The 16,448-nt window shown below is 43.7% G+C and carries 14 protein-coding genes; 12 read left to right on the top strand and 2 right to left on the bottom strand.

The window, feature by feature from the left end; translation table 11 throughout:
* Positions 1 to 132: 132 nt before the first annotated feature.
* The 4 genes from SUN_RS08455 (at position 133) to SUN_RS08440 (ending at position 4,282) form a co-directional block, all read left to right on the top strand.
* Positions 133 to 984 carry a DUF234 domain-containing protein gene (locus SUN_RS08455; protein ID WP_012083395.1) on the top strand — a complete coding sequence of 284 codons (852 nt, stop codon included), beginning with the start codon at positions 133 to 135 and terminating at the stop codon, positions 982 to 984.
* 161 nt (positions 985 to 1,145) lie between these two features.
* Positions 1,146 to 1,805, top strand: coding sequence for a response regulator transcription factor (locus SUN_RS08450; protein ID WP_041673031.1), 660 nt, complete (start codon positions 1,146 to 1,148; stop codon positions 1,803 to 1,805).
* A 184-nt stretch (positions 1,806 to 1,989) separates the two neighbouring features.
* Positions 1,990 to 2,376, top strand: coding sequence for a thioesterase, FlK family (locus SUN_RS08445; RefSeq protein ID WP_012083393.1), 387 nt, complete (start codon positions 1,990 to 1,992; stop codon positions 2,374 to 2,376).
* Between the two features lie 40 nt (positions 2,377 to 2,416).
* Positions 2,417 to 4,282: a YgiQ family radical SAM protein gene (locus SUN_RS08440; protein ID WP_012083392.1), complete on the top strand. Its 1,866-nt coding sequence runs from the start codon at positions 2,417 to 2,419 to the stop codon at positions 4,280 to 4,282.
* 205 nt (positions 4,283 to 4,487) lie between these two features.
* Here SUN_RS08440 and SUN_RS08435 read toward each other — a convergent pair whose 3' ends face one another.
* Positions 4,488 to 5,093, bottom strand: coding sequence for an MBL fold metallo-hydrolase (locus SUN_RS08435; RefSeq protein WP_012083391.1), 606 nt, complete (start codon positions 5,091 to 5,093; stop codon positions 4,488 to 4,490).
* A gap of 16 nt (positions 5,094 to 5,109) precedes the next feature.
* On the opposite strand from SUN_RS08435, the gene SUN_RS08430 reads away from it, so the two are divergent.
* From SUN_RS08430 to SUN_RS13380, 8 genes are all read left to right on the top strand, one after another.
* Complete coding sequence (locus SUN_RS08430; RefSeq protein ID WP_012083390.1) at positions 5,110 to 5,922, top strand: ferritin-like domain-containing protein; 813 nt, start codon at positions 5,110 to 5,112, stop codon at positions 5,920 to 5,922.
* Complete coding sequence (locus SUN_RS08425; protein ID WP_232501322.1) at positions 5,913 to 6,827, top strand: tetraacyldisaccharide 4'-kinase; 915 nt, start codon at positions 5,913 to 5,915, stop codon at positions 6,825 to 6,827. Before SUN_RS08430 ends, SUN_RS08425 begins: the two co-directional genes overlap by 10 nt.
* Before the next feature lie 27 nt (positions 6,828 to 6,854).
* Positions 6,855 to 7,706 carry an acetylglutamate kinase gene (gene argB / locus SUN_RS08420; RefSeq protein ID WP_012083388.1) on the top strand — a complete coding sequence of 284 codons (852 nt, stop codon included), beginning with the start codon at positions 6,855 to 6,857 and terminating at the stop codon, positions 7,704 to 7,706.
* Positions 7,707 to 7,728: 22 nt separating this feature from the next.
* Positions 7,729 to 8,655 (top strand): cytochrome-c peroxidase, encoded by a 927-nt coding sequence (locus SUN_RS08415; protein ID WP_012083387.1) that lies wholly within the window; start codon positions 7,729 to 7,731, stop codon positions 8,653 to 8,655.
* A 3-nt stretch (positions 8,656 to 8,658) separates the two neighbouring features.
* On the top strand, positions 8,659 to 11,535 hold the full coding sequence (locus SUN_RS08410; protein ID WP_012083386.1) for an EAL domain-containing protein: 2,877 nt from the start codon (positions 8,659 to 8,661) through the stop codon (positions 11,533 to 11,535).
* 35 nt (positions 11,536 to 11,570) lie between these two features.
* Positions 11,571 to 12,770, top strand: a complete 1,200-nt coding sequence (locus tag SUN_RS08405) for a hypothetical protein (RefSeq protein ID WP_012083385.1) — start codon at positions 11,571 to 11,573, stop codon at positions 12,768 to 12,770.
* A 63-nt stretch (positions 12,771 to 12,833) separates the two neighbouring features.
* Positions 12,834 to 14,300: a threonine synthase gene (gene thrC, locus SUN_RS08400; RefSeq protein WP_012083384.1), complete on the top strand. Its 1,467-nt coding sequence runs from the start codon at positions 12,834 to 12,836 to the stop codon at positions 14,298 to 14,300.
* A 16-nt stretch (positions 14,301 to 14,316) separates the two neighbouring features.
* Complete coding sequence (locus SUN_RS13380) at positions 14,317 to 15,534, top strand: 3D domain-containing protein (RefSeq protein WP_083760451.1); 1,218 nt, start codon at positions 14,317 to 14,319, stop codon at positions 15,532 to 15,534.
* Positions 15,535 to 15,561: 27 nt separating this feature from the next.
* On the opposite strand, the gene SUN_RS08390 is transcribed toward SUN_RS13380, so the two are convergent.
* The gene (locus SUN_RS08390) at positions 15,562 to 16,299 is read right to left on the bottom strand and encodes a YebC/PmpR family DNA-binding transcriptional regulator (RefSeq protein ID WP_012083381.1); all 738 of its coding nucleotides are present in this window, start codon (positions 16,297 to 16,299) and stop codon (positions 15,562 to 15,564) included.
* Positions 16,300 to 16,448 lie beyond the last annotated feature (149 nt).

Below are 16,448 nucleotides of genomic sequence, written 5' to 3'. Positions count from 1 at the left end.
ATTGACTAAAAAAACATCATTTTGTACTTCACATTATAACAAATCTATGTTAAACTACTAATACCCAGAATTTACAAGCAAGGCAGAGCTATAAAAAACGCGTTCAGAAATTTTTGTACCTACAATCCACAGTTGACACTGGAACAATCCATAGAGTATTTCGCCATCCTCGGCGGTATGGAAGAGAACATCGACCTGGATTTCTTTGAAGATATCTTTTCCATGGTCAAAAGCAACTTCGTAGAGAATTTCTCAACCTTCCAATCCCTCGTTTCACCCTCGTATCTGATGGAATCTCCTTACAGAGAGGTCCTTTCCTCAGTGGCCAGAGGTGAAGGTAAATTTTACTCGGTCCTGAGAAAAGCAAAATTGAGTGAAGGGGCAGGAGAAGAGATCGTCAAAGAACTGCTTGCAGAAGGTATCCTCTACATCGAACCTACCCGGGAACAGCCTCTGCGTATACACCCCAAACACAAGATCAAAAAAGAGTTGCGCTCCTACCGCATACAGGATAAACTGCGCTTTGGCATTCCATTCATGCGTTTCTGGTTTGGATTCGTCATGCAGTATCGTGAAGAGTTGATGCGGGGAGAGGGCAGTGCTTTTCTGGAAAATTTTGAGAACCATTATGAACGTTTGCGTTCTCTGGTCTATGAACAGTTGTGCAACGATATGCTCAGGTACTATTATTATAGTAAGACAACGCCTCTGTTGAGTAACGGCAGTTACTGGGACCAGCACAGTGAATTTGATTTGCTTGCAGTCACCTCGGAAAAAAAGGTGATCCTTGGAGAGTGTAAATACAAAGAGCGTAAAGTATGCAAGAATGAACTCACCAAACTGAAGGCCAAAGCTGAGAAGTCCGGGATAGCAGTCGATATCTATGTACTTTTTTCCAAAAACGGCTTTTCAAATGAACTGCTGCAGATGAGAGATACTTCCCTGTTGCTCTTCGATCTGAATGATCTGAAGATGCTTCTTTAAACCCCGATAAATCTCATTTTACTAAAATACCAAAAGAACCTAAAAGATCTCCGTTTTATTTTTAAATAAGGTAGTTTTGGCTATAAATACATTAAAAAAATAGAAAAGCCGATAAAATTTAAGGTTTTATGGGTTTTTCTAATGATTGGACCGTAAAAAAGATGAGAATATTAACTGTAGGCTTCGATGACGAGTATGTCAAAGAGCTTGAAAAAGAATTGGACAAATACTTTATTTGTATTGTAGACAATGCCAAAGACCTGTACGACGCAACGAATTTTACGGACTTTAGACATTATGAACTGGTGATCATTGTTGATGAGGGAGTAAAGTTCTCTCTTGAGCGTTATGTGAATGAAGTGAAAAAGAAAAAGAGCGAAACTAAGATCATGATATTGACGGATGATTACCGTCAGCAAGAATCTTTCTTCGCTCTGGGTGTGGATGATGTCATTTACAACCATTGCGAACATCCCGATCTCATCGCGGCAAGGGTCCTTGCAAACATGAGACATCTTTTCGGTACGACCGTGGATATCGGTAAACTGGTCATTGATATCTCCAATAAGAAGATCGAGTATGATGAGAAGATCGTTTCCCTGAACGGCAAGACCTTTGATATATTGGCTTATCTTGCATTGCGTAAGCAGAGAGTCTTTTCGAAAGATGAGATCATCAATGCGCTCTGGGAAGAACCGGAGTATGTCAGTGACAATACGGTTGAGGTAGCGATAAACCAGATCAGGAAGAGACTCAAGAGTATTCTTGGGTTCCAGGTGATTCATACCGTCAGAAGACGCGGCTACAAGTTCTCCTATTAAATCACTTATTTTACTGCATCTTTGACCGGACGGACCTGTTTCCGCCCGGTCATTTACTATAACGTAAACTCTCTCGCTCCAACAGGCCCATTCAGCCAAATCTACAGCAAACTAAGCGTCTAATTTTACAGCATACAGAGTATTAAATCTGTTATAATCTGTAAAAAATTTGAGGACTATGTGAATGCAACAGAACACCCACTTGAACATCGACCCATCACTCTGTGGCAAAGTCGTCAGAATTGAGGAGAATTATGCAGAGGTACTGCTGCATACCACACATCAGATGGTAGCGGACGAGAGAGGGTTGGTGCATGGCGGCTTTATGTTTGGTGCGGCTGATTATGCGGCGATGTGTGCAGTGAATGATCCTTATGTGGTATTGGGTGCGTCGACATCGAAATTCGTCGCTCCGGTGAAAGTGGGGGATACGGTCTCCTGTATGGCGAGAGTGGTGCAGGAAAAGGGCAAAAAGCGAGAAGTTGCCGTAGAAGCATTTGTAGATGGAAAGTTGGTCTTTGAGGGCAGTTTTACCACGTTCGTACTTGATCAGCACGTACTTGGCGAATAAACAGTAACGATAAGGCTTGAAAAGCCATAGAAGGAAACCCATGTTCTTACCGACAACCAAAAAAGAGTTAAAAGCGTTAGGCTGGGAACAGCTCGATGTTATACTTGTCAGTGGTGATACCTATGTGGATACACCCTATAACGGGATCGCAATCGTAGGTAAGCTGCTTGTGGATGCCGGGTATCGTGTCGGGGTGATCGCGCAGCCTGACATTGAAAGCGGTAAGGATATCATGCGTCTGGGAGAGCCGAAGCTCTACTGGGGGATAAGCGGTGGTCTAGTGGACAGTATGGTGGCCAACTATACGGCAACGAAGAAATTCCGAAAAAGTGATGACTTCACACCCGGAGCGGTCAATGACCGAAGACCGGACAGGGCGGTCATCAAGTATGCCAACCTGATACGTCAGCACTTTAAAGATACTGTACCTCTGGTACTTGGAGGGGTGGAAGCAAGTCTGCGCCGGGTCGCACACTATGATTTCTGGACAAACAAGATAAGGCGTTCACTGCTTTTTGATGCAAAGGCTGATGTATTGGTTTACGGGATGGCAGAAAAATCTGTTGTGGAGCTTACGGATGCTTTCCGGGATAAGAAGCCCATTGAGGATATCAGAGGTATTTGTTATATTGCAAAAGAACCTAAAGAAGGGTATTACGAACTTCCCTCTTACGAAGAGTGTGCCGGGGACAAGCATGCCTTCATCTCCATGTTCCACCACTTCTATGCCAATAATGAACCCGATATCTCCAAAGGGTTGTGCCAGCTTCACGGCAACCGTCACCTGATACAAAATCCTCCCCAGCCCAGTATGACCCAGGAGGAGATCGATCATGTCTATGACATTGGGTATGAGAGGGATGTGCATCCCTATTACAAGGCACAGGGTGAAGTACGGGGATTACAAACGATACAATTCTCCGTGACCACACATCACGGATGCTACGGTGAATGCAACTTCTGTGCGATCACAGTGCATCAGGGGCGTACCATACGAAGCCGAAGCCAGGACTCTATCGTTTCCGAGATCGATGAATTCAAAGCACATAAAGATTTCAAGGGCATCATCAACGATGTCGGAGGTGCGACGGCGAATATGTACGGCTTTGAGTGTGACAAAAAGCTCAAAAGCGGTGTGTGTCAGGATATACCCTGTACCAGCTCCCAGGTCTGCCCCATATTGCGTCCGGACCATGCACCTCAGATAGAACTGTTGGGAAAAATACGAAAATTGCCTCATGTCAAAAAAGCCTTTGTCAATAGCGGCATCCGGTATGATCTGATCCAGGAAGATAAAAAGCATGGCAAGCAATACCTCAAAACACTGGTCGATCATCATATTTCAGGGCAGATGAAAGTAGCTCCGGAGCATATTGATGATAAAGTCTTGAAACTGATGAATAAGCCTGACAAAGCGACACTGATGCGCTTCAAGGCGGATTTTGATGAACTTAACCGTCAATCGGGTAAAAAACAGTTTTTAACCTACTACCTGATCGCCGCACATCCGGGAAGTCAGCTTAAAGATATGCAAAACCTCAAAGAGTTTGCCAACCAGGAGCTGCATCTGAATCCTGAACAGGTACAGGTCTTCATACCTACACCGTCAACCTATTCGGCACTGATGTACTATACGGAGATGGACCCGTGGACAAGAGAACCGGTCTTCGTGGAAAAAGACCCGCAGCAAAAGCAAAAGCAGAAAGATGTGGTCACACAAAAAGAGCCATTTAAAAAGTATAGTGCGGGAAAACCACAGCACAATCAGGCAAAACCGTTTAAAAAGAGAAAAGTGCACGAAAAAAAAGAGCCACAGCAGAAAAACAGTTTAAAGCCGCCAAGGCCTATCAACTATAAAACCTACAAAACATTACATAAAGAGAGAATAGTGTATAGGGAGGAGTAGAAGCCCGGCATTTCTATTTAGGGTTATTAGAGGTGCCCATTATGTAATTCACACATCAACGGTGTAGGGTGCTGTGTCCTCACAGCACCATTTATGGTGGTGCCGTCAGGGGACAGCACCCTACGACTTAGAGTGTTCTACCTACGCAGGTCGCTTTGCTCCACCACTCCGGTTTCGAAGAACTGATCGTGAAGCAGTTCAACGATCATAATGTTCTTCTCACCTGCTCTATCCAATAAGGAATAACTCTCTGTTCCGCTTTCAATGTGGTGCTCAGCCCGTGACCAGGGTAAATCGTGTAATCTCCCTTTAGCAGCAGCGCTTTCTCCAGACTCTTGATCATATCTTCTCCGCTTGAGGCAGGAAAATCCCAGCGTCCGATACTCTGCTGGAAGAGGAAGTCTCCGCTGAACCAGACGTCTCCCATCTCTATAATGGAGCATCCGGGGGTGTGTCCGGGGAAATGTCTGTATTTTATCTTGACCCCTTCTATGGTAAGCTCTTCATCCCCGTCCACTTCATAGTCGGGTGTACTTTTGGGTGTTCCCTGTCCAAGCGGATCGTCGGTGAGCATGAAAGTATCTCCTTTGGGACAGTAGATGGGAAGTTGAAGTTTTTCTTTGAGCTCTGCATTGCTCCAGACATGGTCGAAGTGACCGTGTGTATTGAGGATGGCTATGGGATTGGTAACATTGTTCATCACCCAGTCTGTCGCATCGATGCCGGGGTCTATGATAAAATCTTTCCCGTCCACAGTGACGATATAGCAGTTGGTCTGGTAGACCCCCATAGGTTGTATTTTAATCTCCATCGGTTATAATCTCCTTATGAATATCTATGAACTCCTCGAAGAAGCCATCCTCACTGATGAGATCGCCCTGAAAGAGCAGTTGACGCTTCAGTGTTTGGAGTATTGTACCAAAAATGACGTTAGTAATGTTGATTTCACTCCAAAGCACTTTGAAAAGCCTTCCTATGCCTCCAAATGTCGGATCGTTGACCCGAGAGAACTGCCTGCGAGAAAAGACTATGATACCAACGAAGGGCTGGCAACACTGATCCATGCCATTGCACACATTGAATACTCTGCCATAGACCTTGCACTCGATGCGGTCTATCGCTTTCCTGGGATGCCTGTCGAATACAAGATCGACTGGCTGGAAGTAGCACATGACGAGATACGACACTACAAGATGCTTGGTGAATTGCTGGAAGAAGTAGGGTACAGTTATGGGGATTTTCCCGTTCACTGCGGGCTGTTCGATGCGGCTGAGCATACGGCAGGTTCCGTGCTTGACCGTATGGCGATCGTACCGCGCTATTATGAAGCTTCAGGATTGGATGTCAACCCGCAGATCATCAAAAAGTTGGAGAACAAGCGAAAAAATCCTGTTGTGGCAAAGCTGATCGAAGCGCTCGATATCATCTATGATGAAGAGATCGTCCATGTCCATAAAGGAGATAAATGGTTTAAGTATCTCTGTGAGAAAAACGGTCTGGACGAAAGTGTCTATTTTGACATACTTGAACGCTACAGACTTTTGGGCAAGCACCGTCCCCACATCAATGTGAATGCAAGGAAAGAAGCGGGGTTCACCTGCAGCGAGATTTTGAAGCTGGGTGCGAAACAGTGTCAGTGACCCATGCCTATGAGCAGATGCTCTTTCATCCCCGATGGTACCACTATCCTGTCATCCTGCTATTACTTCCGCTCTCTATTTTGTATGGAAGTTGGATGCTGTTCCGTAGAATATTTGCTCGCAAAAAAGATTTTGGTATTCCTATTGTCAGTATAGGAAATCTCATTGTCGGAGGAAGCGGTAAAACCCCTTTTGTCATTGCGCTTGCATCCCGTTACAGTGACGTTGCGGTCATTTCACGCGGATACGGCAGGAAGAGCAACGGACTGGTCGAGGTGAGCCGGAGGGGAAAGATACTTGTTCCCGTCGAGCAGAGCGGGGATGAGGCACTGCTGATGGCACTTTCCCTTCCCGGTGCTTCGGTCATAGTAAGCGAGGACAGGCATGAAGCGATCGCTTTGGCAACGGGGCAGGGGGCGAAGCTCATCATTCTTGATGACGGTTTCAACCGGGTGGAGATCGAAAAGTTTGAAATTCTTCTGGAACCTGAGCAGATAAACAATCCTTTCCCCTTTCCCTCCGGGCCTTTCAGGGAATTCTCCTTTAGCAAGAAATATGCAGATTTGGTACTGAAAGAGAAGGAAGATTTTGAAAGAATTGTAAGTTATGAAGACCTTACGGAGAAGATGGTTCTGGTCACGGCTATTTCCAATCCGCAGCGCCTTGATCCTTACCTTCCTGCAGGAGTAATCGGGAAGGTTTATCTGGAGGATCATGCCTATTTTGAAAAGGAGATGCTTGAAAAAATATTGAAAGAGTATGATGCCCAGAGTCTTCTTGTTACGGAAAAGGATTATGTCAAAATGACGAACTTTAAGTTACCTGTCTCCAAAACTAAGTTAAAATTAAAGATAAAAAATGAGATTTTTGAAAAAATCGACAGATATATCAAAGCCCGTCACTAGGAAACTTCTTTAAAAGGAATCTATCATATGAAACACAAGATCGATGTTGTAAAAACGCTGCTTGATGCCCTTCCTTTCATCAAAAAATTCTCCAATGAAAAGATCGTTGTCAAATATGGCGGTGCCGCACAGACAAGTGCCGAGCTAAAAGAACAGTTCGCACAGGACATCGTCCTGCTGCACCTGGTAGGGATGAAACCCATCATCGTGCATGGTGGAGGTAAAAGCATTACCCAGCTTTTAGCAGACCTCGGGGTTGATACGACGTTCATTGACGGTCAGCGTGTGACGACCAAAGAAGTGATGCGTATTGTTGAAATGGTACTTTCGGGTGAAATCAATAAAGAGATCGTTTCGCTTTTGGACAATCATGGGGCCAAAGCTATAGGGATCTCCGGAAAGGACGGTGGTTTTCTCAAAGGAATGCCGAAGGATTTCGAGAATTTCGGCTATACAGGACTGATAGAAGATATCGATCCGGAGATCGTCGACAATATCATCGATGATGATGCTGTGCCTGTGATCGCTCCTATTGCAGGCAGCAACATTCTGGGGCATCCGGGATTCAATATCAATGCGGACCTGGCTGCAAGCAGGATCGCTGTTGCATTGGAAGCACGAAAGATACTTTTCCTGACGGATACGCCGGGTGTACTGGACAAAGAGATGGAACTCATCACCAATCTGAGTATTGAGCAGACAGAAGCACTGAAAGAAGACGGTACCATACAGGGCGGTATGGTTCCCAAGGTTGATGCCTGTATTGAGGCACTCAGAGGTGGCGTGAAAAAAGCACATATTATCGACGGACGTGTTGAACACTCTCTTTTACTGGAGATCTTGACCAGTTCAGGTGTCGGGACCTGTATAGAACTATAAAAATGAGTGGGGGGGGGAAAGTATGAAGTTTACAAACATTTTTTTACTGACTTTCTTAGTATTCAGTATGGTGTTGTCTGCTCCTATCAAACCGCTTCCCCAAAGTGTGAAAGTAGATCGCAAAAAGGTAGTTTTAGGACATAAGCTTTTTTTCGATCCCCGTTTGTCACAGGACGGGACAGTTTCCTGTGCCAGCTGTCATGATCTTGAAAATGGAGGAGATGATGGCCGGAAATTCTCTATAGGTGTGGGTGGAAAGAGGGGAAATATCAACTCTCCCACCGTTTACAATGCCGTCTTTAATTTCCGTCAATTCTGGGATGGCCGTGCCGAAGATCTTAAAGCACAGGTCTTCGGACCGATAGAGAATCCCGTAGAAATGAATATGACCATGGCGCAGACCGTGGATACATTGAAAAAAGATCCGATGTATGTTTCGGAGTTCGCAAAGGTTTATTCTGATGGCATTACGCAGGAGAATGTAGCCGATGCCATTGCGGAGTATGAAAAAACGCTTATTACACCCAACGCACCTTTTGACCGCTATCTAAAAGGAGAAAAGAATGCTATAAGCCCGGAGGTCGAAGAGGGATACAAACTCTTCGAGTCCAAAGGATGTATCGTCTGCCATAACGGTATCAATGTAGGAGGGAATTTTTATAACAAGTTCGGTATTTTCAAAGATGCCAACAGCAGTGCCCTGGGACGTTACAACATTACCAAACGGGAAGAGGACAAATATGTCTTTAAGGTACCGTCACTGAGAAATGTGGCCTTGACTGCTCCCTATATGCATGACGGCCGGGCACATACGCTCAAAGAGGCTGTTGAGATTATGTCGGAGCACCAGCTTGGCAGGTATATGACGGAGGATGAGATCATGAAGATCGTTGCCTTTCTCAAGTCATTAACAGGTGAGATACCTCAAAGTGTCAAAAAGAGGAACTGATACATGAAACTCATAGAAAAATTGCACAGCAGGGTAGATAATGTTTATCTGCTTTTTACTTTTTTTGTCCTCCTCCTTCTTTTTCTCTTTTTTTATCTGCTTCAGGGGGATCGGCATATACGCCATTATGATGAGTATCGGCAAGTCCTCCAGGAGATGAATTCACTTGAACACCGGTTGGATTCGATCTTCTTTAAAAAATATCGATACTTGGACCATGATGAGACAAGTCGTATTTCCAAACAGTTCGATGAGAAGATAAGTTTCCTTAAAAAGAGTGCATTAAAAAAGGAGTTTGGGGAACATATCTATGGTGACTTCATGGCTATTAAAAAGGCTTATGACCAAAAAAATGATCTTCTGATACGCTTTGAAACAGTGAATGCAAACCTGACCAATTCTATACATACAATGTATGATCTGAAAAGAGAGATTACTCGTTTACATAAGAATGATGCTGAAAATCTCGATCTGATTAATGGACTCTTCTTTCAGGTAGGAAAAATCTATATGGGGCTGCCATATGACAAGGCAATGTTCAACAATTCACTAGCTTTACTTAAGGTATGTAGCAGTAAAGATAAACTGTACCAATATCTCTGCCTGCATATTGAAAACTTTGCTGCCAATGTCACAAAACTGAATGCGATCATAGAAAAGAATTCCCATATAAGGCTTGCTAGCAAAATCATCCATCTGTCAAACGAGATGAATCTGGTTTATAATGATGTTCGTGAAGAACAAAAAATGATAGGTATAGGCTTCTTTGTACTTGCCTTTCTCATGTTGTTTCTTCTGATCCTCAGTTATATTCGTGTCAAAAAGAATGCCAAGGAGTTGCTGGCTTTCCGTTATGCCATCGAGAACAGTGACAATGTTATTGTGATCACAGATGCTCAGCGGCATATAGAATATGTTAATGATGCATTTGAACTACGCACAGGATACAAAAAAGAAGAGGTGCTTGGAGAAAATCCAAATATCCTTAAATCTGATCTTGTAAGCCCGGAGATTTATAAAAACCTGAATGAAACACTCGACAGTGGAGAGAAATGGCAGGGTGAACTGATCAACAAAAGAAAAGACGGTTCCCTCATTTATGAAAAGGTTTCTATTGTTCCGATCTTCATGGATGGTGAACTTATACAATACCTGGCCATCAAGCTCGATGTTACAGCGTATATCAGACAGCAGAAGATCCTGCAGCAGGCTGCAACAGTCTATGAAAATATCGGGGATGGCATAGTTATTACAGATGAAAACAAAAAAATTATATCAATCAATCCTGCATTTTCTGATCTTTTTGGTTATACGAAAGAGGAGCTGGTGGGTAAAGAACCGATGATAATCATGTCTTTGAAAGAAGATAAGGTTTTTTATGGAAATATGTGGCATCAGCTGCTTACAGCAGGCAGATGGTCAGGGCGAGTTGAAAATGTAACGAAAGATGGAAAGGTACTTCCAGTATGGCTTACTATAGCAGTTGTAAGAAATGAAAAACAGGACATACAGAACTATATTGCTATCTATACAAACCTTGAAGAGATTATCAAAATGGAGACTAAAGCCAACTATCTGGCTTATCATGACAGTTTGACTGGTTTGCCCAATCGATCAAGTTTTGAAATGAGGATCAATGAAATATTGTCAGTAGCTGATATTGAGAAAGATAAGATAGCCGTTCTTTTTATCGATCTGGACCGATTTAAAGTGATCAATGACACTTTAGGACACCATATAGGTGATGAAATGCTCATTGAGCTTGCACACCGTATTCAGACCCAGCTTGATAACGACACTTTACTCGCACGTATAGGTGGGGACGAGTTCGTTGTAATAATGAAACTGAAAATGCATAAGAAAGAAGCCGGAGAGCAGGCTGAGAAGTTGCTGGATGTCATTCGTGAGCCTATTGACATACAGAACTATCATCTTAATACAACAGCAAGTATCGGCATTGCGATCTATCCGGATGATGGTAAAGATAAAAATGAGATCGTCAAGCATGCGGATTCAGCAATGTACCATGCCAAGGAAAAAGGGAAAGATACTTTTCAGTTCTATACCAAACAGTTGTCACTGGATGTGGAAGCGAGGCTAAATCTTGAGCAGGAACTGCTTCATGCAATAGAGCGTAAAGAGTTGCTACTTCATTTTCAGCCGCAATATGCACTTGAAAGCAGAAATATCATTGGGGTAGAAGCACTGTTACGCTGGAAGAATGAACAACTGGGTATCGTTTCTCCGGAGAAATTTATCGGTATTGCAGAAGAGACGGGTCTTATTGTCAGTATAGGCTATTTTGTATTTGAAGAGGCGTGTAAAACGTATATGCATTGGCAAAAAGAAGGTATCGATATTGACAGTATCTCCATCAATATGTCAAGTATCCAGTTCCGGGAAGAGGATATATTTGAAAGACTGCAGGAGATTATACTGCGTATTGGTATTCCAGCACATAAGATAGAAATAGAGATCACAGAACGTTTCATTATGGAGTATTCGACGATCAATCTTACTATTCTGGAAGACCTGCGTAACATTGGATGCAAGATATCAATCGATGATTTCGGAACAGGCTATTCATCGATGAGTTATCTTAAAAGACTGGCACTTGATACGATCAAGATCGATAAATCCTTTATCACGGATCTGCCTCATGATTCCCATGATGCCATGGTCTCCAAAGCGATCATTGCACTTTCTAAAAGTTTAGGTTACCAGGTTATTGCAGAAGGTATAGAGACACCAGAACAGGAAGCATTCCTGAAAAAAAACGGCTGTGATATTGGCCAGGGCTTTTATTTTGCAAAACCTATGACTTCAGAAGATTTTATTTCTTTTTTCAATGAGTATAAGCAGAATAAAACAATAAAATAGAGTATAATAAAAAAACTTTATAGAAGGATCAAAGTATGATACACAAGTTATTTTATATGCTACTCGGGTTATTGATGTTTTCTCTAACAATACATGCCGATGAGGCAAAAGTGAAGAAAGTCGTCAAAAAAGAAGCCTACCATGCAGAATGGCAGAGAATCTACGGAGGCAAGGAAGATGATATCGCCTACGGCATTGTGGCGCTTGAGAATGGTGACAGTGCCATTGTGGGGACCTGTAAATCCTACGGTGCAAAACGTACTGATATCTGCGTGACGAGAATGTCGGCAGACGGTGATATGAAATGGCGTCTCTGGCTTGGCGGAAAGAAGAAAGATGAAGGCAAAGCCATTGCCCGGGCAGCGGATGGGAACATTCTTGTACTTGGACGTTCAAAGTTCGGTAAAAAGTATGACTTTGACCTCTATGTAGCGAAAATCTCTCTGGACGGCAAGAAGATATGGGAAAAGAGCCTTGGCGGTGACAGAGATGAGTATCCGGGCGGTATCGCCGGTACCGATGACGGGGGTGTATTGATAGTCGGTGCCACTCAATCGTATGGGAAAAAAGCCGATAAAGACATTTATATCGCCAAACTGAGCAAAGACGGAGAGCTTGTCTCTGCTCATACTGTCGGAGGCAAAAAAGAAGATGCCGCCACGGCTTTGACCCGTACACGTGACGGGAAGATGGTATTGGTAGGATATAGGGAAGCAGGACGTGCGGGAGACAGTAATTTTCTCATTATGCAGCTTGACCAGAACGGCAAGCAGCAATGGGTAAAAACCTTCGGCGGTCCGTACGAAGATATGCTTTTCGGTGTCACGGCAACCGTAGACAACGGTATCGTTGCGATAGGAAGTACACGTTCCTACGGAAGTTCGCAAAGTGACCTGACGGTCATGAAGATCGACAGCAAAGGGAAAACGATCTGGCACAAGATCTACGGTTTCAAATATTATGAGTACGGTGAAGCGGTGGCTACGACACGTGACGGCGGCTTTATGCTGGTCGGCGGTACCAACACACTGGGAAAAGGAAACCACAGTGCGTACCTTCTGGCACTGGACAGACGGGGTGAACTGATCTGGTCTCATGTCTATGGAGGTGAACGGAAAGATGTGGCTCACGGTGTGGCACGAATGAGTGACGGGAGTATCATTGTTGTAGGTGAAACGGAGAGCTTCAAACCTGCAAAGAATTTCTTTATCATTAAATTGCGTAAAACGAAATAAATGGGATTTGTTACCTTTTTTAGCTATAATTATCTTTCTAATAAAAACAACAGGATAATGTAAATGCAATTTATTGAGACACGGGGAAATGACGGGAAGAAGCCGTCATCCGTACAGTTTTCAGAAGCGATACTCAGCCCGAGTGCCAGTTTTGGAGGACTTTACGTTCCTCAAACACTTCCGGAGCTGGATAAAGATTTTTTAACCAGCCATCTTTCCAGCCACTATAAAACTCTGGCGCTCGATTTTCTCGACAGATTTGGCATCGATATTGCCAAAGAGGTACTTGAATCAGCCGTGAACCGTTATGACGGTTTTGACGATCCCGAAAACCCGGTACCGGTGGTTCAGATCGAAAATGACTGTTTCGTCTCTGAGCTTTACCATGGGCAGACACGTGCCTTCAAAGACATGGCATTGCAGCCTTTCGGATACATTCTGAGCAAAACGGCACAGAAGAGAGGCGAGAACTATCTGATCATGGCGGCTACCAGTGGAGATACAGGGCCTGCAACGCTTGAAACGTTCAAGAACCAGGCGAACATCAAGGTAGCATGTCTCTACCCGGATGGAGGGACTTCCGATGTCCAGAGACTGCAAATGGTCACTGAAGATGCCGAAAACCTCAAAGTGATCGGTGTCAAAGGGAACTTCGATGACACACAGCATGCGCTGAAAGAACTGCTGGCTTCTGACGATTTCAAAGCGGAACTCGAAGCACGCGGTATCAAACTTTCCGCGGCCAATTCCGTAAACTTTGGACGTATCATTTTCCAGATCATTTACCATATCCACTCCTACCTTGAACTGATCAGACAGAAAGCTGTTTCCATGGGCGAAGAGGTCTATATGGTCGTTCCGAGCGGGAACTTCGGGAATGCGCTGGGTGCATACTATGCCAAGAAAGCGGGTCTGCCTGTTAAGAAGATACTGATTGCTTCCAATATCAACAACATCCTGACTGACTGGATCAATACAGGTATCTACGATATCAGCGACAGAGAGCTGATCCTGACCGAATCGCCTGCTATGGATATTCTGAAGAGTTCCAATATCGAACGTGTGATGTTCGACAAGTTCGGTGCCGAGCGGACCAAAGAGCTGATGGAAGAGCTGAATATGAACAAAAGGTTTGCGTTGACTTCAGAAGAGCTGGTATCGCTCCAGGAAGATTTTTCTGCAACATACTCGAGTGACGAGGAAGGTGAAGCTGTGATCGCGGAATATGCCGGAAAAGGGTACATTATGGACCCACATACGGCAACCTGTCTTAAAGCCTATGAAAACCTGAGAGAAGAGAAGATACCGACGATCCTCTACTCCACGGCTGAATGGACAAAGTTCAGTACAACGGTAGCCAAAGCACTTGGACATCCGGTTGAAAATGACCTCGAAGCGCTGGCATGGGTATCGCAGAATGCCAATGTTACGGTGCCTTCCATGATCAATGACCTTTTCAGCAAACCGGTAATTCATAATATAATTGTAAAGAAAGAGGATATAAAAGGAGAGATGTTGAACTTCCTGTAGTTCAACGCAAATAGTTATGTATAGAAAATATTCGGCTTTTTTGCTTCTTCTCACTGTTTCGACAGCTTCATTGTCCGCCAAGGGTATAGTGGATTGCAGGGTCATTACGGGCGGAACGACAGAGTGTAACCCATACAGTAAGAGATTGCTGAGAGCAAAAGAAGTCATCTATGACATTAACAAACAGAAACTCATTGTAACAAAAACCCTTCCCATCCCTGCCAAAAAACCAAAATTGAAAGTTGTTTCTGTTGTCGATATGATCGAGAAGTATGTGCATGTAGAAGATTCCATGCGTTATAGAGGCTCCCATGATATCGTCATCAAAACGACCAAAGAGAAAGAAAAATATAGGAGAAGAGAAGAAATTATACGTAGATATAAAGAAATTGTTGAAAAAATAGAAAAACGAAAAAAAGAACAAAAGAAAAAAGAGATTGAAGAGATCCAACTTGTTCAGGAAACCAAACAAAAATTTGAAGAAGAACAAGTAAAATGGCAGGGTTATTATACCATTTCCAAAGGGGATACGCTCAGTACTATCGCTGCAAAGTATGGTATGAAGACCAAGGATCTAGAGGCACTGAATCAGTTAGAGAAAGATGCGAAAATAAGGATCGGTAAAAAACTGCTGATTCCTTTCTCCCAGGAGATGATAGATGCGATCGCTACGGGAGAATATAAAGTTCAAAGTGATGATACCCTTATCTCTATTGCACACAAATTCAATCTCAAGCCTAAGGATGTAGCCAAGTTCAACGACCTGCAAACTACTGCACTCATCCGTGTTGGAAAAACGATACAGCTGCCTTTGCCTTACAGGCTAAAAGCACTTGAAGCTAAAAGAAAAGTGAAGGAAAGAGAGAGAATACTTGCAAAAGCATTAAAAAAAAGAAAGGGTTCAAAACTAATCCGTGGGTTTGGGAAACATAAGCTCAGGGTCACTGCCACAGCATACAGTTCACATAAGGGCCAAACAGATAAAACACCGTTTCTGGCCGCATGGAACAATCGTATACGACCGGGTATGAAGATCATTGCAGTTTCAAGGGATCTATTGGCAAGGTATGGCCTGCATAACGGATCGAAAGTAAGGATCGCCGGACTTCCCGGTACCTACAGGGTACGCGATAAAATGAACAAACGATACAGAAAACGTATCGATATTTATATGGGAATAAACAGGAGAAAAGCTCTGCGCTGGGGCAGACGAAGTGTTATACTCTATTGGTAGCAAAGGCAAGAAACCTTTGCGTGATATTTAGTTGATATTGGTGAAGACATTCTGGACGTCTTCATCATCTTCAAGTTTATCGATAAGTGCTTCGATCTCTTCGAGCTGCTTTTCATCGAGTTCGACAGGGGTATTCGCGATGTATTCGATGGTCGCCTTTTTTACTTCAATGCCTTTGTCCTCAAGTGCTTTGGAGAGTTCTCCGAATGAAGTGAATTCCCCGTAAATTCTCACGATGGCTTTATCGTTACCGTTCTCCTGTGGTTCGACATCCTCTTCTATTTCTTCAAGCCCGTAATCTATGAGGTCAAGTTCAAGCTCTTCAAGGTCCATATCGTCTGTCTTGTCAAATACGAATACCGCTTTTTTTGTGAACATGAAATTGAGTGATCCCGATGTAAGCATCTCTCCGCCGTTCCTGTTTAGGATCGCCTTGACATTGGCAACGGTTCTTGTGTGGTTGTCCGTGGCACACTCTACGATCATCTGTACACCGTAGTGTGCTTTCACGTCGTAGGTGATCTCTTTGATGTCCGCAGCATCTTTGGCTGCGGCCCTTTTGATCGCTGCATCGATGTTGTCTTTTGGCATATTCTGTGCTTTGGCATTGAGAATGGCTGTACGAAGTTTCGGGTTCATGTCCGGGTCAAGGCCGCCTTCTTTGGCTGCCATTGTGATGATCTTGCCCAGTTTCGGGAAGACCCGTGACATGGTCCCCCATCGTTTCATCTTTGCCGCTTTACGGTATTCGAACGCTCTACCCATATTTGTTTCCTTAGAAATTTTAGGGCACCTCTAATAATAGGTGTCCTTTAGTTGTGTGATTATACTCCGAAATCAATTAATAATCTATGTAGGGTGCGTAATCATGCACCTTTTGAGGGCCTTTCGGCGCACTTTTTATTTTATGCAAA

Origin of the sequence: Sulfurovum sp. NBC37-1, from assembly GCF_000010345.1 — a bacterium.
In the GTDB taxonomy this organism is placed as follows: domain Bacteria; phylum Campylobacterota; class Campylobacteria; order Campylobacterales; family Sulfurovaceae; genus Sulfurovum.
Note: the sequence above shows the minus strand (reverse complement) of the source record. Positions and strands in the feature narration are given on the sequence as shown.

Coding starts and splice junctions, on each gene's coding strand:
- SUN_RS08450 (WP_041673031.1), top strand. CDS start 1,146: ATGAGAATATTAACTGTAGGCTTCGATGACGAGTATGTCAAAGAGCTT.
- SUN_RS08445 (WP_012083393.1), top strand. CDS start 1,990: ATGCAACAGAACACCCACTTGAACATCGACCCATCACTCTGTGGCAAA.
- SUN_RS08440 (WP_012083392.1), top strand. CDS start 2,417: ATGTTCTTACCGACAACCAAAAAAGAGTTAAAAGCGTTAGGCTGGGAA.
- SUN_RS08435 (WP_012083391.1), bottom strand. CDS start 5,093: ATGGAGATTAAAATACAACCTATGGGGGTCTACCAGACCAACTGCTAT.
- SUN_RS08430 (WP_012083390.1), top strand. CDS start 5,110: ATGAATATCTATGAACTCCTCGAAGAAGCCATCCTCACTGATGAGATC.
- argB (WP_012083388.1), top strand. CDS start 6,855: ATGAAACACAAGATCGATGTTGTAAAAACGCTGCTTGATGCCCTTCCT.
- SUN_RS08415 (WP_012083387.1), top strand. CDS start 7,729: ATGAAGTTTACAAACATTTTTTTACTGACTTTCTTAGTATTCAGTATG.
- SUN_RS08410 (WP_012083386.1), top strand. CDS start 8,659: ATGAAACTCATAGAAAAATTGCACAGCAGGGTAGATAATGTTTATCTG.
- SUN_RS08405 (WP_012083385.1), top strand. CDS start 11,571: ATGATACACAAGTTATTTTATATGCTACTCGGGTTATTGATGTTTTCT.
- thrC (WP_012083384.1), top strand. CDS start 12,834: ATGCAATTTATTGAGACACGGGGAAATGACGGGAAGAAGCCGTCATCC.
- SUN_RS13380 (WP_083760451.1), top strand. CDS start 14,317: ATGTATAGAAAATATTCGGCTTTTTTGCTTCTTCTCACTGTTTCGACA.
- SUN_RS08390 (WP_012083381.1), bottom strand. CDS start 16,299: ATGGGTAGAGCGTTCGAATACCGTAAAGCGGCAAAGATGAAACGATGG.